The sequence below is a fragment of the Streptomyces sp. NPDC002889 genome (assembly GCF_042888425.1).
Classification (GTDB): Bacteria; Actinomycetota; Actinomycetes; order Streptomycetales; family Streptomycetaceae; genus Streptomyces.
In genome coordinates, this window is sequence record NZ_JBIAPT010000024.1 from 1 (window position 1) to 21,132 (window position 21,132).

The following is a 21,132-nucleotide window of genomic DNA, read 5'->3' on the forward strand; positions in this document are numbered from 1 at the left end:
CAGCGAGCTCATAGACGGCTGCCTCGCCGAGACCGGCCTGACCATCAGGCCCACCTGAGCAACCCACCGACATCACGAGTTCAACCTCAGTAACACATCTCTCAATCGGAGGCCTGCCCTGAGGCCAATTTTTCGAAATACACCTGGGGAGAGAATCCCGTTTTACATGTTTCGCCTTCCGTCAATCCACGTTGGACTATTTTTAAAGGCGAACCCGACCCTGGCAAGACTTCACTCAAGCGCTCTTTGAGATGATTGAAGAATAAGTACTCATCCAGGCACAGCACCGACTTCTTCCGCGGGATACGATCGTCACGATCGGCCCTGCCTGCGAGAAGCCCTCCTCCGCACAGGATTTCGTGTGCGCAGCCCTTGCATTCTTTCGGCATATGTTTGTGGAGATTCAGGAGGAAGTCGAAACCTGGGTCATCGGCAAGGCCCGTTAGATCGTTCCTGTGCACATTAAATTTAGTCCTGGTTCCGCCGTCGGAGTAGGACCTGAGGTAGTCGTGGTATTCAATACCTCCATCAGTATTCACCACGACAATTGGGATTCGATCATTCACAATACTTTCTATGTGTCGCCCCGACCCCATCAGGGAGTAGAGGCACTCATAAAAGTACCGGATGTGCAAATCTGGATCGTCATAGTTCCACCAGAGATCGAATAGCTCAGAAAACCATGCCCCATACCGAGGTCTCTCTGAATAGGCAGTAAGGCCTTCCATTTTCCACGGGTAGTTTCCGTAATGAAATTCAAGTGGCCACAAGACGTCAAGACGGCGGAGCGGTAGGCCGTTTGCCCACTCAAAGTATTCGATCGGCGGTAATTTAGGTTGAGCAACGCTTAGAAATCCGTGCAGCAGGTGGGAATGCTCAGAATCAAGAATGGTTTCGACGGTTCGCATCACACGCTGGTACGACCCTCGACCGTTCTTCGTCGTTCGCGCGGCGTCGTTGAGACTCTGCGGGCCGTCCAGGCTCACCCCGAGCGTTGTTCGCGACGCCGAAAGAAGACGAAGAAGCTTAGGCGACATTTTGAGACCATTGGTCTGCATGCTGACGGAGATCTTGTAGCCCTTGCTTCTGATGTGGTCCACTTTCTTGAAGAAGCCGACGAAATTTTCATAAGGCCAAAGACTCGGTTCTCCGCCGTGCAGCGTTATGTGGAAAACTTTCTTCTCGTGCTCTTGACAGTGGCGCTCTATGCGGTCCAGGGATGCGAGGGCCGTGTCGAGTGACATGTTGTTAATGACCTTCTCGAAGGTCTTGTCCATCTGATTGAACATGTAACAGTATGTGCAATCAAGATTGCAGAACGACGTTACCTTGAGAATTGCAAGATTAAACATGTCGACCCGGCCCCCCTTTCGATTCCCAGGAATCTGCCCCCTCTGCCTAGCCGCGCCTACTGACTACCTCATCCACTTCGTCTGCATGAATATGCAGCGTGAAGTCCATGTCCCAGGAAATGGATGCGAGGTCACCTTCTGACGTAGTCGCTTGGATGTGATTCATCGCCGCTTCGAGGATTCGTGAGCGCGCGACCTCTGCCTGCAAGTCGCGAAAAGTTCCTGTGGAACGTCGCTGCGGTACGTCCGGCATCTGACCCTCCTCTCGAAACCGTCAAGTGGCCAAGAGGGTAGTGCCGGGTCCACACCTCGGTCAATACTCACATCCGTGGATCAGTAAGCGGAATTTAGACTTCTGAGATCTTCTCTAGGGCCGCAGCTTGATCAGTATATTGAAGGCAGTGACAGTCGCATTCTCGTGTGACTCTGGCGTTCAAGTGAGCAATATGTGTTGGCCAGCGGTTGACCATCCGTGACTATGTGGGGGAATCATTATTCAGTCGTCGTCGGTGAAACTGCGAGAGTCGTTGGGCCACGCGGCCGCGATCCTTGAAGCAGGTGAGGTGGACAGCCGGCGGCAGCGGTGGGTGTTGCCCGGACCAGCAGTTCCAGCAACAGGTCACCAGTGGGCTGGGACGCGGTCTCATGCGTTTACGGATCCGAGAATGTGCACGGTAATGGTGGACTGGCTCTCCTTCGATCGCACGACCAATAGGGGCGCAGCGAGGCTGCCCGCGTCACTCGATTGCGCACGCAGGCTGCCAACCACCGGCAGCTCGGCGATCCTGGCGACATGAGGAGTCGGTCTCAGGTCGTAGTCCGCGCCCCGGACAGCCGTGGTCTGCGAGCAGTCAGCCTCGAAGGCGAAACCATCGGTAAAGCATGGTCGCTCAAGGAGTTGCGCAGGATTTTGCGGCAGGCCGGATTGGCGGACATCGACCTCGACAATCCAGGCCAGGTCCGTTGGACAGGGGGCAGGACATGGCCGGATCGCCCATGGAGAAGGCGCGCCACGGCCGTCTTGATGGCGCTCGGAATCATTATGTAGGCTTCGGTGCTTTTCTGGGTGGGATTGGCGCATGCTTTCCGAGCACTGACGTTCGGCGGGCGGATCATGGGGGTCGCATTCCTAGGTGCTGCGCTGACAGAAGTGATCGCGGCAATAGCCGTCGTCGATTACTGGGGAAGAGGACGGTCCGGTATTCGGGAGAGGGGGCTCTGCTTGGCGCCATCACCATGACCGCCACAAGCCTGGTGTTTCTGGTTCTTCAATGGGTGGGCGGCGACCACGGACTGCGCCTTTGGCGCTGGATCGGCCTTGTGGCGTGGTCTGCCTGGGTCCTCTGGGAACTGAGCCGACGGAAGGTCTGGCGGGGGATCCCGCACCCCAAGAGCTTCGCACTCGGCGTTGCCCTCTCTGCGATCATCGGGGCGGCGAGCCTGGCGTACTCCGCGATGTACACCCCGTACGCCGCACCCGTCAAGGTTCCTTTCAACGTCTCCTTCGGAAAACCAACAGTAAACTCTGAGCGCACCATTCTCAACGTGCCGACTCACATCACATTTCGCAATTCAGGATCTGTGAGCATCTATGTCGTCGGCACCCTGTGGAAGGTCAAAGTATGGCCAAGCAAATTCACGGAGCAGGGAAGCGGAATGCACAAGTGGAAGGGTGAACTGCCGGGAGGCTACTGGATCTACGGCAACGAGACCTTCACCGAACCTTCCCGCATGCTGGCGACCGACTCGACCCGGGGGACGACTTTTCCCGCAGACCGGTTGTTCAGGTACCGTTGACCGCCACCCCGGGCAGGGTCGAGCTCTACGCGATAGTTTCCTACATCAGAGCCGACAGATGCAAACTCGCAAATAGCTACCGCGATTCTGTCGAATATTCTTGGAACGTGAATTCCGAAGCGCGGGAGCACCTTAAGGGTGCCCCAGGCTGGCTCTCGGATCCGGGCGATGAGTACTTTCGCTACGATTCAAGGATCTACCGCAGCAGCAAGATTATGGACATGACTTCAGCACGCGACTATGCATCTATGTGGTGGGTACTGCCAAAATGGCGAAAGGGCAGAAACTTCGAAAAGGGGTATACAGATCCAGTCATGGAAGTCCACATTTCCCGTGATCCGAACGGCGAGGAAAGTCTCAATGATTCGGAACAAGAGCCTTACGGCATGAAGACGATGGAAGCGTCGACTGATCAGCCGATCGCCCAACTCCTCCAAGTGGCCGATAACTGACGCCTCCGCACCTACAGCTCGCAGGCTGCAAAGGCCGTCTGTAAGTCCCGTCCTGACGGGCGACACCGAATCCAGCGCCGCCCCGGGCCTGGCTTCCGCGGCTCACCTCGTGGAGCTCGTCATGGGTCACATGGCAGTGCACCCTCGTAGGGCCAGGTCCGTGCTGCCCCTTCGAGCATCGTCCCCATGCCCGGCGTGGTGATCGTGCCCGCCTGCGACGGGTGGCGCGCGCGAGGTGTTCACATGACAGGTTCTCCGACGCCGAGCATGTTCCCCTCACTGTCACGGAACCAGGCGGCGCGCTCACCCCGTGCGCCCTTGCTCGGGTAGTTGCCGTCGATCTCGGCGATCCCGTCCCTGGTACGCAGTCCGGGCAGGTCAACCTCCTCGAACACCACACCACGCCCCTTGAGTTCCGACACGACCGCCTCGATGTCGTCGACCTCCCAACCCATCTGCGTGAAGGTGCCGGGCGATGCTCCTGCGGACCGGAACAGGGCGAAGTCCACGCCCGCGCAGCGGTACAGCAGCCCCCCGGGCCGTTCATCGACCGGCTCGAGACCGAGCTGTTCACGGTAGAACCGCCGTGCCCGTTCCAGGTCCTGGGCGGGGAGCCTGGTGGCCGGGCGTGCGTCGGCCAGGATGTTCCTGTCGTGTGCGTTCATGCCTCCACTGTGCGGCTGATCGCTTTGTCCGGCACGTGCGACACCCGGACCGACGGGAGGGTCCCCGATTCGCCTCAAGGTCAGGCCCGGCGGTCAGGCCACCGGGCAGCCCATGTTGCGGGCCTCAGCGGCACGGCCCCGATGGAGGCGAGCTCGCAACCTTGCGGGCGCGTGCTCCTTCCCGCTGCGTCGGATCGCCCAACTCCGTTGTACATCCAAGGTTTTCATTGGCACGGCCTGCCGGACCGATGGGACTTGCTATGGTGCTACTCGTCGGTAGCAAACCGGACGGGGGGACGAGGAGTCGGCGGACGCATCGCCGCAGCTCCTCTGGCGGGCGGCCGAGACGCACGGCCTGGCAAGGGGGCCAGGTCGGCCACGGCTTCTGCGCGTACGTACGACGCGACCCTCGAACTCCGGTTTCCTCGCCCATTTATCCGGACAGGTGAAACTCGTCATATGACTCGTTCCCTCGTCGACTTGCTGACCACGCACGCCTCGCAACAGCCCGATAGGACCGCCTACCGCTATCTCGTCACGGGGGACTGCGGCGGAGAGATCCAGGACATCTCGTACGGGCGTCTGGCCGTCCGGTCCCGAGCCATCGCGGCCTGGCTGCAGGAACGCGGCCTGGCAGGTTCCCGCGCCATGCTGCTGTACCCGCCCGGCCTCGAGTTCATCTGCGGCTACCTGGGCTGTCTCTCGGCCGAGGTCGTCGCCGTGCCGGGCGTGCCCCCGCAGGGGCGGTCGCAGAACCACCGCGCCCTGACCCGGATGATGCGCCTGATCGCCGACGCGGACGCCAAGGTGATCCTCGGCAGCCGTGAGGTGATCGCCGCCCTGGGCACCATGGCGGAACACCTGCCCGAACTGGCCGAGATCACCTGCGTCGCCACCGAGGACATTCCCGACGACGCGGCCGACTCCTGGCGCGAACCCGACCTCGCCGCCGACTCGGTCGCCTTCCTCCAGTACACATCCGGCTCCACCTCCGCCCCTCGCGGTGTGGTGGTGACCCACGCGAACCTTCTGGACAACCAGCGGGTCATCACGGAGCGGATGGGCCACACCCCGGGCACCATCGCGGAGTACGACCACGAACTGTTCGTCAGCTGGCTGCCCGTTTACCACGACATGGGCCTCATCGGCCCGGTCCTGAACACGGCCTACCTCGGCGTGACCGCCACGCTCTTCTCCCCGCTGCACTTCCTCCAGCAGCCCGGGCGCTGGCTGACCGCCCTCAGCCACTACCGCCCGCACACCAGCGGCGGCCCCAACTTCGCGTACGAGTTGGCCTTGAAGCACGCCACGTCCGACCTTCTCGACGGACTCGACCTGAGCCGGTGGAAGGTCGCCTTCAACGGCGCCGAACCGGTGCGGGCGGCAACTCTGCGTCGGTTCACCGAGACCTTCGGCGCGGCCGGTTTCCGCCGCGAGGCTCTTTACCCGTGCTACGGCTTGGCCGAGGCCACGCTGATGGTCACCGGCAGCTCGGTTCAGGCCCCGCCCACCCTGATCGAGGTCGCCGAGACCGGACCGCACGTCGGCGCGGCGGACGCGGCGGCGGTCGGCTCCGGCCGGCCCGGCCCCGGGACGACCGTGGTGATCGCCGACCCCGAGCGGCAGGAGGAGCTGCCCGACGGCGAGGTCGGCGAGATCTGGGTCGGCGGCGCGAGCGTCGCCAAGGGCTACTGGCGCAATGCCCTGGCCACCCGCGAGACCTTCCGGGCCACTCTGAAGGACCGTGAGGGCCGTTTCCTGCGGACCGGCGACCTCGGATTCCGGTGGGAGGGTGAACTGTTCGTCACCGGCCGCCTCAAGGACCTGATGGTCATCGACGGGCGCAACCACTACCCGCAGGACCTGGAGCTGTCCGCCGAGATGTCCCACTGGGCGCTGCGGCCCGGCTGTACGGCCGCGTTCTCCGTGGACGACGCAGCGGAGGGCGAGCGGCCCGTCATCGTGGCCGAGACGGATCCGGACGCGGCGGGCGAGTTCGAGAAGATCATCGACGTTGTCCGTGGCGTGATCGGCGAGACCCACGGCTTGTCGGTGCGCGACGTCGTGCTGGTCCACCCCGGCACCATCCCCAAGACGTCCAGCGGGAAAATCCAGCGCCACGCCTCCCGGACGGCGTACCTCGAGGGCACCCTCTCCGTAGTCGGACCGCCCGTCATGGGTTGACGTCCGCCCGCCGCCGACGCGCCCGTCCGCGCCGGCGGCGGCACATCGGTCGTCACTGGTCGCATGCCTGGCGCCGTCGGTCGTGCGTCGCCCGAATCCGCCGTACGCCGGCCGCATCAGCCGTATACCGGGCGTGTCAGCCGTATCGGCCGTACGGAACCGCCTGAGCCCGAGTTCACGAGGACACCTGTCTAGATGCCTGCGAACGAGTCCCCGAAGCCGTCCCTCGAGACGTCCGTCACGACCTTGGAGGGCGTGCGGGCCTGGCTGGCCTCGGCCGTCGCCGAGGCGGCCGGGCTCGACCCACTGGCCGTCGACCCGGAGCGGCCGATCGCCGAATTCGGTCTGGGGTCACTTCAGTTGGTGCGGCTGGCCGCCGAGCTCTCCGAGCAGATCGGTCGGCCCCTGGAGCCGTCCCTCGTCTTCAACCACCCGACGATCACGGCAATCGCGGAGGTGGTCTTCGACGCAAGGCCCGCCGGCGCGGTGGCGGCGGGCCCGCCGCCGACGGTAGCGCCCGTACGGGCGGAGGACGACATCGCGATCATCTCCATGGCCTGCCGCTTCCCCGGCGGCGCCGACGACCCTGAGGCGCTGTGGCGGCTGCTGGTCGCGGGCGAGGACGCCATCGCCGAGGTACCCGCGGGCCGTTGGGACACTCAGGGGCTCCACGACCCCGACCCGGAGGCCACCGGCAAGACATACACCCTGCGCGGCGGCTTCCTCTCCGGTATCGACCGTTTCGACGCGTCCTTCTTCGGGATCTCGCCGCGCGAGGCCGCGGCCATGGACCCGCAGCAGCGGCTGCTGCTGCAGACGGCCTGGGAGGCGACCGAGCGCGCCGGGATCGTCCCCCGGACCCTGAACGGCAGTTCCACGGGCGTCTACATCGGTCTGTACGACAGCGGATACCTGGCCTCGGCCGGACTGGGGCAGCTCGACGGGCACGTCGGCACGGGCTCGGCGTCCAGTGTGGCCTCCGGGCGTATCGCCTACACCCTCGGTCTCCAGGGCCCGGCGGTGACCGTCGACACCGCCTGCTCCTCCTCCCTCGTGGCTCTGCACCTGGCGGCGCGGGCGCTGGCGAGCGGCGAGTGCGACCTCGCGCTCGCGGGCGGCGCGACGCTGCTCGTGACCCCGCGCGGGCACGTCGAGTTCAGCAGGCTGCGCGGCCTGTCGCCGTCCGGGCAGTGCAGCCCGTTCTCGAACGACGCGGACGGCGTGGTGTGGGCCGAGGGCTGCGGTCTGGTGCTGCTCAAGCGCCTCGCGGACGCCCGCCGGGACGGCGACCGGGTCCTCGCGGTCGTCAAGGGGTCGGCGATCAACCAGGACGGTCGTAGCCAGGGCCTGAGTGCCCCGAACGGTCCGGCTCAGGAGCGGGTGCTGCGCGCTGCCCTGGACGCCGCCGGGTTCCGGCCGGACGACCTGGACTACGTGGAGGCGCACGGCACGGGCACGCGGCTCGGCGACCCCATCGAGGGGCGGGCGCTGGCCGCCGTCTTCGGGCCGGGCCGCCCGGCCGGCCGGCCGCTCGGCGTCGGCTCCCTGAAGTCCAACGTCGGTCACACACAGGCTGCGGCGGGCATCGGCGGCGTCATCAAGACGGTGCTGGCCCTCGGCCACGAACTGCTCCCGGCGTCGCTGCACGCCGAGACTCCGACCGAGCACGTCGACTGGACGGGCGGCGGCCTGCGTGTGCAGGGCAGCGCCCAGGCGTGGCCGCGGAGCGGCGGACGGGTGCGTCGTGCCGGGGTGAGCGCGTTCGGGATCAGCGGCACGAACGCGCATGTGGTGCTGGAGGAGGCGCCGGAGCACCTGACGCGCCCGGCCGGCGCTCCGACGCCCGCCCGGCAGCCGACCTCTGAGCAGTCGGCTGCCGAGCCGAACCCGGCCCAGCAGCCGCCCGCCGAAGAGCCCACCGCGGAACTGTCCGGGAAGGCCCTCTTCCCACTCTCCGCCCGCACACTCCCCGCCCTCCGCGGACAGGCCGCCCGCCTGCTCGAAACGCTTTCGGCGGAGCCGCAGTTGCCTCTGCATGTCGTGGCCGGAACGCTTGCCCATCACCGGACGCACTTCGAGCACCGAGCCGTGGTCCAGGCGAGCAGCCGCGACGAACTGCTGACCGCCTTGCGCGGGCTTGCCGAGGGACAGCCGGACGCCGGCCTGGTCGTCGGCCCCCAACAGACCCTCGCTGCGGGCAAGGTGGCCTACGTTTTCCCCGGCCAGGGCTCCCAGTGGACCGGCATGGCCCGCGATCTGCTGGACCACTCCCCGGTGTTCGCGGACGAACTCGACCGCTGCGACGCCGCCCTGCGCCCGTTCACCACGTGGTCCGTGGCGGCCGTCCTGCGCGGCGACGCGGGCGCCCCCTCCCTGGACCGCGTGGACGTCGTCCAGCCGGTCCTCTTCGCCGTGATGGTGTCCCTGGCCGCCGTATGGCGTGCCCGTGGCGTTCGGCCGGACGCCGTGATCGGGCACAGCCAGGGAGAGGTCGCCGCGGCCTGCGTCGCCGGGGCGCTCAGCCTCAACGACGCGGCGGCGGTGGTCGCGCTGCGCAGCCAGGCCCTGACCGATCTGTCCGGCACCGGCACCATGGCCGTCGTCGCCCTGCCGCACACCGAGGTCGAGGCCCGCCTCGCCGACCTCGGCGACCGGGTGTGCGTCGCCGCTGTGAACAGCGGCCGCTCGACAGTGATCGCCGGTGACGTGGAGCCCTTGGAAGCCCTGCTCGCCGACCTCGACCGGCAGCAGGTGTTCGTCCGCCGACTCGATGTCGACTACGCCTCCCACAGCGCCCAGGTCGAGCCGTTGCGCGCGACGATCCTCGACGAACTCGACGGCGTCACCACCTGCCCGACGTCCGTGGCCTGGTACTCCACGGTCCTGGGCGAGCCGGTCATCGAGGAACTGGAAGCCGACTACTGGTACACCAACCTGCGCGAACCCGTCCGCTTCGCGCCCACCGTGGAGCGCATGGCGGCCGACGGCTACCGGTACTTCGTCGAACTCAGCCCTCATCCGTCCCTGCTCACCGCCCTGCGCACCGTCGCAGAGGGTGCCGGGGCCGCCGAAGACACAGCCCCCGACCTGGTCGCCGTCGGATCGCTGCGCCGCGACGAGGACGGGCCCGCCTGCCTGGACCAGGCTGCCGCCGAACTCCACGTCCACGGACGGCCGGTCGACTGGCGCCGCCTGGTCACAGACGCCGAAACCGTCGACCTTCCTACGTATGCCTGGGATCCGCAGCGCTACTGGATCGAGCCCGAGTCCGCCGCCGGCGCCCCCGCTCTGTTCGACCGCGCCGCGCACCCGCTGCTCGGCATCCAGTTGCAGTCGGCGGACGAAACACGCTGGACGTTCCGCAACGAGTGGTCCCCGGCCACCGCCGACTGGCTTCCCGACCACGCCGTGTTCGGGCGGACCGTGGTGTCGGGCACGACCCTCATCGAGCTGTGCCGCGCCGCCCTCGCCGTGGCCCGCCCGGACGATCCGGGTGATGTCGCCGATCTGCTCCTCCTTGCGCCCCTCACGCTGCCCGGGTCCGGCACGGTCGAGGTGTCCGTCGAGGTGGTCACCGCCGGTTCCGTACCGGAGATCTCCGTGCACAGCCGTCCGCGCGGCCAGGAGGCCACGGGCTGGACGCTGCACGCCGCCGCGTCGGCAGCCGAGGCCGCCCCAGTGACGGCGGGGCAGCCGCCGGTGTGGCCGGAGGAGGCCGAGCCGGCCTGGAGTCCGCAGACGTACGAGCGGCTGACCGGGCTCGGCCTCGGTTACGGCCCGGCCTTCCAGGGCGTACGGTCGGCGGTCGCGGCCTCCGACGGCGAGCTGCTGGCCCGGCTGTCGCTGCCTTCCGTGGCCCGTGATGTGGCCGACCCGTACCCCGTCCATCCGGCGCTGCTGGACGCCGCGTTGCACGTGGCGGCTGTGTTCGACGACGCGTCCGACGGCCGGGTGCTGCTGCCGGTCGCGGTGGGCCGCTGCGTCCTGCCGCCCGGCGGCGCGAGCGACCTCACGGCGCTCGTACGGCGGACGGGTGGCTCCGGTACGGACCTCACGCTGGACGTGACGCTGTGGGACGCCGACGGTCTTCCGGCGGGTCGCCTGGAGGGTGTACGGCTGCGGGCCGCGGACTCGTCGGATCTGAACGGCGGCTCGGAGAACGGCCGGTGCCTGTACGAGGTCGCGTGGACGGCCGCGCCCGAAGAGCCGGTCGGGTCGCCGGTCACCGAGTGGGCCGTCCTCGGTGACCGGTCGGACCCCGAGGTTGCTGCGGCCCTGCGAGACCTTGAGGCGGCGGGGATCCAGGTGGGTGAGACCGGCGCCGACGTCCTCGTACGGTTCTGGCCGCGTGCGGCGGCTGACAAGGAACCGGCCGCTGCAGCACAGGAGTTGGCTGCCACGGCGTTGGCCGAACTGCGGGCGCTGATTGCCCTCCCGCAGGACGAGGCGCCCTCCCGGACCGTCTGGGTGACGCGCGGCGCCGTCGCGGCCGGCGACGGGGACACGGTGCCCGCCTTGGCCCAGTCGGTGCTGTGGGGCCTGGCCCGCAGCGCCCGCACCGAACATCCGGATCTCGGGCTGACACTGCTCGACCTCGAGGGCTCCGATCCCGCCGGTGCTCTGCCGGCCGCCGTGACCTACGCCGACGAGCCCGAACTCGCTCTTCGAGCAGGCAGGTTGCTCGTCCCGCGGCTGGTGCGCGCCCGTGCCGGAGACGAGTTGCGGATCCCGGCCGAGGACCGCTACGAGCTGACCGGCCTTCCGGCCGACCCGGCGCTGCGCGCGGTGGCGCCCCGGGCCCTGGCCGCCGGCCAGGTGAGGATCCAGGTGCACGCGGCCGGTCTGCATCCAACGGAGGCCCTGGTCCCCGGTGACGACGCGCTGCGCGCCGAGTGCGCCGGTGTGCTCACCGAGGTCGGAGCCGACGTCGACGGACTCGCCCCCGGTCTGCGGGTCGTCGCCCTCGCCGATACCGCGCCCGGTTCCGAAGCGGTCGCCGACGCGCGGCTGGTCGCGGTTCTCCCCGACGACCTGCCGTTCACCACCGCAGCCTCCCTGCCCCTCGCACACGCTGTCGCAGCCGCCTCCGGCCCCGCCGCGCCCGGCCGCGAACAGCTCGGTGCGGCCCTGCGCGCGGCCGTCGCGGCGGCCTCCGCCGGACAGGTCCGTCCCGCTCGCCCCCGTGTCCTGCCCGTCACCGCCGTGCGCGAGGGGATACGGCAGCGGATCGCGTCCGGCAACCCCGTTGTCCTGGACCTGGTCGGCCGCCCCACTCCGGTGCCCACCGATGGCACGGTACTGATCACCGGCGGTCTGGGTGCGGTCGGCCGGCACATTGCCCGGCTCCTGGCAGAACACGGCGTCCCGCGACTGCTGCTGACGTCGCGTCGGGGTACCGACGACCCGCGCACCGCCGAGGTGACCGCGGAACTGACCGCGCTCGGCGCCGAGATCGAGGTGGCGGCGTGCGACATCGCGGACGCGGCGGCCGTGGCCGACGTACTCGGCCGTATCGGCGACGCGTTGCCGCTGCGTGGCGTCGTGCACTGCGCCGGCATCCTGGCCGACGGGCTGGTCACCGAGCTGACGCCCGAACGCCTCGCGCAGGTGCTGCGCCCCAAGGTCGACGGCGCCGCCCACCTGCACCGGCTCACCGCCGACACGCCACTCGACCTCTTCCTGCTGGTCTCCTCGGCCGCCGGCGTCGTCGGCAACGCGGGCCAGAGCAACTACGCGGCGGCCAACGTCTTCCTCGACCAACTGGCCCACCACCGGCAGGCCCTGGGCCTGCCCGGCGTCTCGGTCTCCTTCGGCGCCTGGGCGGGCGAGGGCTTGGCCGCCGAACACGCCGACCTGGAGCGGATGGCTCGCCTCGGCCACCGCGCCCTGACCCCCGACCAGGGCCGCGAACTCGTCGAACTCTCCCTGCGGCGGGGTGCCCCGCACCTGGTCGCCTGGGCGCTGGACCTGCCCCGCCTGCGCGACAACGCGGCGTCCGCAGGCAGCGAGACGGCGGCGCTGTGGCGCTCGCTGCTGCCCGCGCCCCGCACCGGCCGGGACGGCGACGACGGCCTGACGGACCGCCTGGCCCGCCTGCCGGAGACCGAACGCGCCGAACGCGTACTGGCCCTCGTCCGCGACGAGGCCTGCCGCGCCCTCGGCCTGCGCTCGGCGGAGTCCGTCCGCCCCGACCAGCCGCTGCGCGAACTCGGCATGGACTCGATGACGGCGGTCCAACTGCGCAACCGCATCGGCACCCGTATCGGCGCCAAGCTCCCCGCCACCATGCTGTTCGACCACCCCACTCCCGCCCGGCTCGCCGAGTACCTGCTGAGCACCGCACTCGCGACGGGCGACCGTACGACCCGTGGGACCGCGCTCGGCCCGCAGCGAACCCGCACGGCGATGTCGGCGTCCGACGAGCCGGTGGCCGTGGTGGCCATGGCCTGCCGCCTGCCGGGCGGAGTGAGCGATCCGGACGGCCTGTGGCGCCTGGTCGCCGAAGGCCGTGACGCGGTGGGTGCGTTCCCGGGGGGACGCTGGGATGTGGAGTCGTTGTACGACCCCGACCCGGAGGCCATGGGCAAGTCGTATGCCCGGGAAGGCGGCTTCCTGGACGACATCGAGTCCTTCGACGCGGACTTCTTCGGGATCACTCCGAAGGAGGCGGCAGCCATGGATCCGCAGCAGCGGTTGCTGCTGGAGACGGCGTGGGAGGCGCTGGAGCGCGCCGGGATCGTGCCCGCCGGGCTGGCGGGGAGCACCACCGGTGTGTACGTCGGCATGTTCGGCAGCGACTACCTGGCAGGCTCGCGTCTCGACCAGCTGGACGGGTACGTCGGTACGGGATCGGCGCTGAGTGTGGCGTCGGGCCGGCTCGCGTACGCGCTGGGGCTGCACGGCCCGGCGTTGACGGTGGACACGGCGTGCTCGTCGTCCCTGGTCGCGACGCACTTGGCGGCGCAGGCGCTGCGGTCGGGCGAGTGCGACCTGGCGCTCGCCGGTGGCGTGACGCTGATGGTGACGCCGGGGACCTTCGTGGAGTTCAGCCGCCTGCGGGGCCTGTCCCCGACCGGCCGCTGCCGCTCCTTCTCCGACGACGCCGACGGCGCCATCTGGGCCGAGGGCGTGGGCCTGGTCGTACTGAAGCGGCTGAGTGATGCGCGGCGTGACGGTGACGAGGTGCTGGCCGTGCTGCGCGGTACGGCCGTCAATCAGGACGGCCGCAGCCAGGGGTTGTCCGCCCCGAACGGTCCGGCTCAGGAGCAGGTGATCCGGCGGGCGCTGGAGCTGTCCGGACTCGAGCCGGGCGACATCGACTATGTGGAGGCGCACGGGACGGGGACGACGCTGGGCGACCCGATCGAGGCGAACGCCCTGTCGGAGGTCTTCGGCGACTCGCGTCCGCAGGACCGCCCGCTGCACCTGGGCTCGCTCAAGTCCAACATCGGTCATGCGCAGGCGGCTTCGGGCGTGGCCGGACTGATCAAGGTGGTGCAGTCGCTGCGCCATCGGACCCTGCCGCGCACCCTGCACGCCGGCACGCCCAGTCGGCATGTCGACTGGGACGACAGCGGACTGCGGCTGCTGCACGAGGCGGTGTCCTGGCCGTCCAACGGGGAGCGGATCAGGCGCGCCGGCGTGAGCGCCTTCGGGATCAGCGGAACCAACGCGCATGTGATCGTGGAGGAGGCCCCGCCGGTCGAGGTGGAGCCGAAGGGTGACATCACGCAGGGGAAGCGGCTGTTCGTGGTGTCCGGGCGCAGTGAGGCCGCCGTGCGCGGGCAGGCTGCGCGACTGGCCCGGTACGTGACCGAGGACACGGCACTGGCGGACGTCGCCCACACTCTGGCGCAGCACCGCAGCCACTTCGAACGGCGTGCGGCGATCGTGGCGGGTGACCGGGACGAACTGCTGTCCCAACTGGCTGCGTTGGCGTCCGGACGGGCGCCCCTGGCGCCTCCCCGCGAGGAGCAGGCAGGCAAGGTGGCCTTCGTCTTCGCCGGGCACGGCGGCCAATGGCCGGGCATGGGCGTGGAGTTGATGACACACTCGGAGGCGTTCCGCGAGGAGCTGGCCCGCATCGACGAGGCGGTTCGCCGTCACGTCGGCTGGTCGGTGCTCAACGTGCTGCGGGCGCCGGAGGAAATCGCCCCTCTGGGCAGGACCGAGTTCCTGCAGCCGGTGCTGTTCGCCGTCAACGCGGCGTTGGCCGCCGCCTGGCGTGCGCTCGGTATCGCCCCGGACGCCGTGGTCGGGCACAGCCTGGGCGAGATCGCCGCCGCGTACAGCGCGGGCGCCCTCACCCTGGACGACGCCGTGTCCGTGGTGACCGGGCGTGCCCGGGCGGTCGTGCCGCTGGTCGGACAAGGCGGAATGCTGGCCGTGGAGCTGCCGCGCACGGAGGTCGAGAAGCTGCTCGCCCCTTACGCGGACCGGCTGTTCGTCGCGGCGGTCAACAGCGCGCACTCCACGGCCGTGTCCGGCGACGCCGACGCGCTCGCCGAGCTGCGCCGACACCTCGACAAGAAGGAGATCCCCGCCCGGCCGCTGTCGACGCCGTTCGCCTCGCACACTCCCTTGATGGACCCGCTCCGCGAGGAACTGCTGGGCCGGTTCTCCGCCATCCGGAGCACCCGGACGCCGACCTCGCTGTACTCGGCGGTGCTGGCGGAACCCGTGCCCGGTGACCGGCTCGATGCCGAGTACTGGTACGCCAACCTCCGGCAACCCGTCCGTTTCGCCGAAACGATCCGCCGGATGCTGGACGACGGCTACCGCTACTTCGTGGAGCTGAGCCCGCACCCGTCGCTCACCGCGTCGATCGAGGCGGTGGCGGCCGAGGCCGGGATCGACGCGGTCACCGTCGGCTCGCTGCGCCGGCACCAGGACGGGCGCGACGTTCTCCTTCGCAGACTGGGGGAGTTGTACGCGGCCGGGCACACGCCCGACTGGCCGGTGCTGTTCCCGGAGGGCCGCCGGGTCGAGCTGCCCACGTACGCCTTCGCCCGCGAACGCCACTGGCTCACACCCGCACCCGCCGCCGCAACAAACAGTTCGCCGCTCCTCGGTACACACCTCGAAGCCAGTGACGAACCCGACCGGCACATCTTCCAGAGCGACATCGCCCTGAACGACAGCCGATTCGCCTATCTGACCGACCACCGGGTCACCGGGGAGGTCTGGCTGCCCGGCGCCGCCTTCCTCGACATGGCCCTGGGGGCCGCAGCCGCGGTGCAGGACGGCGGCGATGTGCGGCTGGCCGACGTCAGGTTCGTCCAGCCACTGCGCCTGGACGCCGAGAAGCCCGTACGGCTGCAACTGGTCCTGCGGCCCGCCGAGTACGGCTTCCGGGACTTCACCATCGCCTCGGCGGCCGCCGGTGAGCGGCTTGCGCGCTGGGAGCAGCACGTCAGCGGACGCGTCGTCCTCACTCCGGCCGAACCCGGCGCCGGTGCGGGCGAGCCGCCCGCCGCGCTGCGCGAGCGGTGCGCGGAGGAGGTGGACCTGCCGGCTGTCTACGCCGGACTCAACGCCCTGGGCATCGACTACGGTCCCGCCTTCCGGGGCCTGGAGGCGGGCCACCGCACGGATTCCGCGGCGCTCGGCCGGCTGGCCGACAGGCCCGCCGCCGGTCATCTGCTGCACCCCGCGGTCATCGACGCCGCCTTCCACACCGCCGCCCTGCCGGGTGACGCGCCCGAAGGCCGGGCGTTCGTGCCCGCCGGGTTCGGACGGCTGCGGTTCACCGGGCTGCGCACCACGCCGGTGTGGGTGACCTGCGAGCTGCGTTCCGTGGCCGGCGACACCGCGATCCTGGACCTGCGGCTCTGGGACAAGGATGAGCAACTCATCCTGGAAGCCCAGGAGTTCGAGCTGGCCGCCCTCTCCCCGCTGGACGGCGCGCTCTTCGAGACCCGCTGGCAGCCGCGCCCGGTCGCGCAGGAGCCGCCCTCCCCGGGCAGTTGGCTGATCCTGGCGGACGAGACGGGTGTGGCCGCCGAACTCGCCGAGCGGCTGGGCTCCTCTGTGCCGCATGTGATCGCCCGCAGGGGTGACGCGTTCGGCGTCGAGGGTCCCGGTCGGTACGTCCTCGATCCGGCCGATCCGCGGCATCTGGCCCGTCTGCTCGACGAGGCCTTCGCGGACGGGTTGCCGGAGCGGGTGGTCCAGCTGTCCGCTCTCGATGCTCCGGAGATCGGGGATGCCCGTACGGCCGAGGCTGCGGCGCGGCTGTGCTGTCTGAGCACCCTGCACCTGGTGCGGACGATCGCCGACCGCCCGCAGGGCGGCCGGGCTCCCCGCCTGTTCGTGGTCGTACGCGGCACCCAGGCCGCCGGTGGCAGCACGCAGGTGACGCACCCTCAGCAGGCGCTCGCCTGGGGCTTCTCCCTCACGGTTGCGCAGGAGCACCCGGAGCTGTCGACCACGTTGATCGACCTGCCCTCCACCGATGGCGTCGACGCCCTGTGGACGCAGCTGCGGCACGCGGACGACGAACGGCTTGTCGCGCTGAGGGAGTCGGGCCGTCTGGTGCCCCGCCTGGCCCGCACCCGCCCGGACGACGGCGGTCACGGCGAGATCCTCCCCGACGGTGTGTACCTGATCACCGGTGGTCTGGGCGGCCTCGGCCGCGTCGTCGCCGAGCGACTGGTCGGCCGCGGCGCCCGCCGACTGGCCTTGATGAGCCGAGGCGAGCCCGACACGGACGCGGCGAGCTGGATCAAGGCTCTCGAGGAGCGGGGCGTCACCGTGCACCTCGCCCGCGCCGACGTCGCCGACCGCGACGGCCTGACGGCCGCTCTGGACGTCGTACGACGTGAAGCCGGCCCGATCGCCGGGGCCGTCCACGCGGCCGGTGTGCTCGACGACGCCACGGTGGCGAACCTGACGGACGAACGTGTCCTGCGCGTCCTCGCCCCCAAGGTGCTGGGCACCACCCTGCTCACCGAACTGATCCCGGAAGCCGGGAACCTGGTCCTGTTCGCCTCGGCGGCCGGTCTCCTCGGCTCGGCAGGGCAGAGTCCGTACGCGGCGGCGAACGCCTTCCTCGACGCCTGGGCGCACCACCTCTCCCGTGCCGACCGGCAGGCGCTGAGCCTCGACTGGGGCGCCTGGACCGGTGTCGGCATGGTCGCCGAGTCCAGTACCCGGGCCGCCGAGACCGGCCGGTCGGGTCTGCTCGCCTTCTCCCCGCAGGAGGGCGGCGAGCTGTTCGAGCGGGTGCTGGCCACGGCTCGCCGCCAGCTCGCGCCCATGGCCCTGGACTGGGAGATGCTGGCGCTCGACCCGGATGCGGCGCGGACCCGCCCGATCCTGGGCGACCTGGCCACCGTCCCGACGGGCACGACGGCCACGGACGACCTCGTCAAGAAGGTGTTCGCGGCCACGACCGACCACGACCGCGCCGCATGGCTCGAAACGTACGTACGGGCCAGGGTCGGCGAGGTCTCCGGAGGTGCCGTGGACGCGTCCGCGACCACGGCCCTGAAGGAGCTGGGTCTGGACTCCCTCATGCTGGTACGGCTGCGCAATGCCTTCGCCCGCGAGCTGGGAGTCGAACTCCCGGCTGCCGATGTGTTCTCGGCGTCCGACATCCGCGGCCTCGCAAAGGCACTGGACGCGGCTCTGCCCGAGCGGGACACCGTGGCGCAGGGTGAGGCGCAGCCGGCCGACGTCACCTCCGAGGTGCCCGAGACCGAAGTGCGGCCCGCGACCCGCGACGTCGTACGGCTGCTGCGCAGCGCCCAGCCGGGCATGCCGGACGCGGCACACGCCGTCGGACTGGCCGTACAGCTCAACAAGCCCACCACCCGCGAGACGCTCACCGACATCCTCACCCGCCTCGCAGGACGGCACGCCGCCCTGCGCACGGCGATCGTCACCAGCACCGAAGGCGGGCGGCAGCTGCGCGTGGACCGGGAGCCGGCGCAGCCGGTGCTGCGCTGGACGGCCGTGGCCGCGGATGCCGCACTCGAGCCCGCCGACCGGCTGCGGGAGCTGCTGGAGCCGCCGTTCGACCTGGCGAGCGCACCGCTGTGGCGGTTCGAGCTGCTGGACGGCAGTGCGCGGGGCCAGATCCTGGTGTTCGGAGCGCACCACGCGGTGAGTGATCTGCAGTCACTGCTGCTGCTGGTGGGGGAGATCGACGCCGAGCTGTCCGGCACCCGGCTCGGCGACGCCGTCACCAACCGCGACGTCGACCTGCTGATCGAGGCCCAGCAGACGGACCACGCCCCCGGCGCGGGCGCGGCCGAGTGGCGCGAGGCCTTCCGCGGCAGCGCCCGTCTCGACCTGACGCTCGCCCGGCCGCGCCCAGCGACGCGGTCGTACAGGGCCGGCAGTGTGACCGTGGAGATTCCCGACGGGCTCATGGAGCGGGTGTCGGCAGCCGCGAGCAGGCTCGCCATCACGCCCGCCGCCTTCTGTCTCGGCACCCTGACCGTGCTGCTGGCTCGGACGCGGGAGCGCGAGCGCTTCGTGCTCGCCGTGCCCGTGGACACGCGCATCCACGTCGACGCGTACGACGCGCTGGGCTTCTTCGGGGTGCCGGTGCCGTTCCCGGCCGAGGCCGGGGCGGGCGAGCGGATCGTTGAGGTGCTGCACCGCACCGACGGCCGCCTCGACCGGGTCCTCGCGAAGGGCGCCATGTTCTCGGACGTCCTGTCGACGCTGGCCCAGCAGGGGCTGTACCGGGCGAACGCCCCGCTCGTCGAGGTGTACTTCAACTACGTGCGCTCCTCGGCGGGCCGCCTCGCCAACCTGGAGGTGCTGCCGGCCGGGACGGGTTACTCCGACCTCGACCTGATGATCACCATGACCCCGGACGCGGGACGGGTCCGGCTCGACCACAACCTCGACATCCTGGACGCGGCGACCTCCACCGAGCTGGGGGAGGAGTTCCTGCGGCTGCTCGCGGAGGTGGTCGAGGATCCGACGGCGCCGGTTCGTACCACGCGCACGACCATCGATGCCGCCCCGTCCACGACCGAAGTGCTGTCCACGACCGAGGCCCCGTCTACGACCGAAGCCTCGTCCACGACCGAAGTCCCGGCCTCCGACGAGCCCAGTGCCGCCCCGCGCCGCTCGCTCGCCCTCGCCGCCACCTTCGCCCTCGGCAACCTGCCGCTGATGTGCCAGGCGGCGGTCGACGAGGGGGCGCCGGACGGCGGCGTGACGGTCGCGGAAGCCCCGTACCACCAGGTGCTCGCGAGCCTGCGGGACCCCTCCGGTGTCTTCGCCGACCCCTCCGCTGCGGCGGGTGTGGTGCTGCTGCGGGCGGCGGACCTGGAACGGTTCGGCCCCGTGGACGACGCGCTGCTCGCCCAGCTGCGCACCGAGTACCCGGCCGCGCTGCGGGCCCTGTCGGAGCGGACCCGCACGCCGCTGATCGTCGGCTTCCTGCCGTCCTCGCGCGACGACGACCGCTTCGAGCGGTGGGAGCGCGAGATCGCCGCCGACCTGGCCGAGCTGCCGGGCGTCGCGGTGCTCCGCCCCGGCGACTGGGCCCGGCATCACGCCGTCGAGGAACGCTTCGACGAGCGGACCGACCAGCTGGCCCACCTCCCCTTCACCCCGCACTTCCAGGCGGCGGTGGCCCTGCGACTGGCCGAGGTCGTACGGGCGGTGCGGCGCCCCGCACCCAAGGTGATCGCGGTGGACGGTGACGAAACCCTGTGGGGCGGAGTGGCCGGGGAGATCGGCCCGGAGTCGGTGGACCTGACCGGACCGCGTGCCCTGCTGGCGCGCAGGCTGTTGCAGTGGCGTTCCGCGGGCGCGCTGCTGGCGCTGGTCAGCAACAACGACGAGGACACGGTGCGGGCCGTCCTGGATCGCCCGGACAGCCTGCTGAAGGCGGAGCACTTCAGCGTGCTCTCCGCCACCTGGGGCCCGAAGTCGGGCCGTCTGGTGCAGGCGGCGGGCACGCTCAACCTCGGTCTCGACAGCTTCCTGTTCCTGGACGACAATCCGGTCGAGATCGCCGGCGTGCGGTCGGCGTTGCCGCAGGTGCTGTCGGTGACCTGTCCACCCACGACTGAACTGGAGGGGTTCCTGGGCCGGTTGTGGCCGCTGGTCCCGGCCGCGGCGACGGCCGAGGACTCCATGCGGGCGCGGTTCTACGAGCGGGAGCGGGAACGCGACGCCATCCGCGAACAGACCGGATTCGAGGAGTTCCTCGACCAGTTGGAACTGGAGGTCGACATCCGGGCCTTGTCCGAGGCCGACGTCCAGCGCGCCGAGCAACTCGTCCGCCGTACGAACCAGTTCACCCTCCGTACCCGGTCGGCCGACGGCGGCGATCTTGCGCGGTGGCGGGAGCACGGCGAGGTGTGGACGGCCGCGGCCCGGGACCGTTTCGGCGACTACGGACAGATCGGCCTGCTCGCCATCCGGCCGGACGGCGACCAACTCGAGGTACTGGCCTGGATGATGAGCTGCCGAGCGCTCGGCCGAGGTGCCGAGGAGCGCCTGTTGCAGTGGCTGGCCGGCCGCGCCGAGGAGCTGGGCTGCGGGAAGGTCCGGTTGACGGCGGAGCGCACCCCGCGCAACGCACCGGTCCGTCGACTCCTCGCCGCGCTCGGCGGTGGCGACCAGGACGACGAGCGCCTGGAGGCCGTGGTCAAGCCGGAACACCTTCGGGCATTCCGCTCCTGGCAGCAGCAGTGACCGGGCCGGCTCCGG

Annotated in this window: 6 protein-coding genes; 4 read left to right on the top strand and 2 right to left on the bottom strand. The window is 69.9% G+C overall.

The genetic code is table 11. The annotated features are described in order from the left end of the window. Window positions 1–101 precede the first annotated feature (101 nt). Window positions 102–1,352 (bottom strand): radical SAM protein, encoded by a 1,251-nt coding sequence (locus tag ACFYWI_RS29730; RefSeq protein ID WP_389238405.1) that lies wholly within the window; start codon window positions 1,350–1,352, stop codon window positions 102–104. 1,236 nt (window positions 1,353–2,588) lie between these two features. Between ACFYWI_RS29730 and ACFYWI_RS29735 the strand changes: the two genes are divergently transcribed. Together ACFYWI_RS29735 and ACFYWI_RS29740 are read left to right on the top strand one after the other, a co-directional pair. Continuing rightward, window positions 2,589–3,149, top strand: a complete 561-nt coding sequence (locus tag ACFYWI_RS29735; protein ID WP_389238407.1) for a hypothetical protein — start codon at window positions 2,589–2,591, stop codon at window positions 3,147–3,149. Window positions 3,150–3,256: 107 nt separating this feature from the next. Then, window positions 3,257–3,601 carry a hypothetical protein gene (locus ACFYWI_RS29740; RefSeq protein WP_389238409.1) on the top strand — a complete coding sequence of 115 codons (345 nt, stop codon included), beginning with the start codon at window positions 3,257–3,259 and terminating at the stop codon, window positions 3,599–3,601. Window positions 3,602–3,840: 239 nt separating this feature from the next. Here the strand turns inward: ACFYWI_RS29740 and ACFYWI_RS29745 are convergent, their stop codons facing one another. Next, window positions 3,841–4,266 carry a VOC family protein gene (locus ACFYWI_RS29745; protein ID WP_389238411.1) on the bottom strand — a complete coding sequence of 142 codons (426 nt, stop codon included), beginning with the start codon at window positions 4,264–4,266 and terminating at the stop codon, window positions 3,841–3,843. Window positions 4,267–4,725: 459 nt separating this feature from the next. On the opposite strand from ACFYWI_RS29745, the gene ACFYWI_RS29750 reads away from it, so the two are divergent. Together ACFYWI_RS29750 and ACFYWI_RS29755 are read left to right on the top strand one after the other, a co-directional pair. Then, window positions 4,726–6,450: a fatty acyl-AMP ligase gene (locus ACFYWI_RS29750; protein ID WP_389238413.1), complete on the top strand. Its 1,725-nt coding sequence runs from the start codon at window positions 4,726–4,728 to the stop codon at window positions 6,448–6,450. A gap of 195 nt (window positions 6,451–6,645) precedes the next feature. Continuing rightward, window positions 6,646–21,117, top strand: coding sequence for an SDR family NAD(P)-dependent oxidoreductase (locus ACFYWI_RS29755; RefSeq protein WP_389238415.1), 14,472 nt, complete (start codon window positions 6,646–6,648; stop codon window positions 21,115–21,117). Window positions 21,118–21,132: the final 15 nt, after the last annotated feature.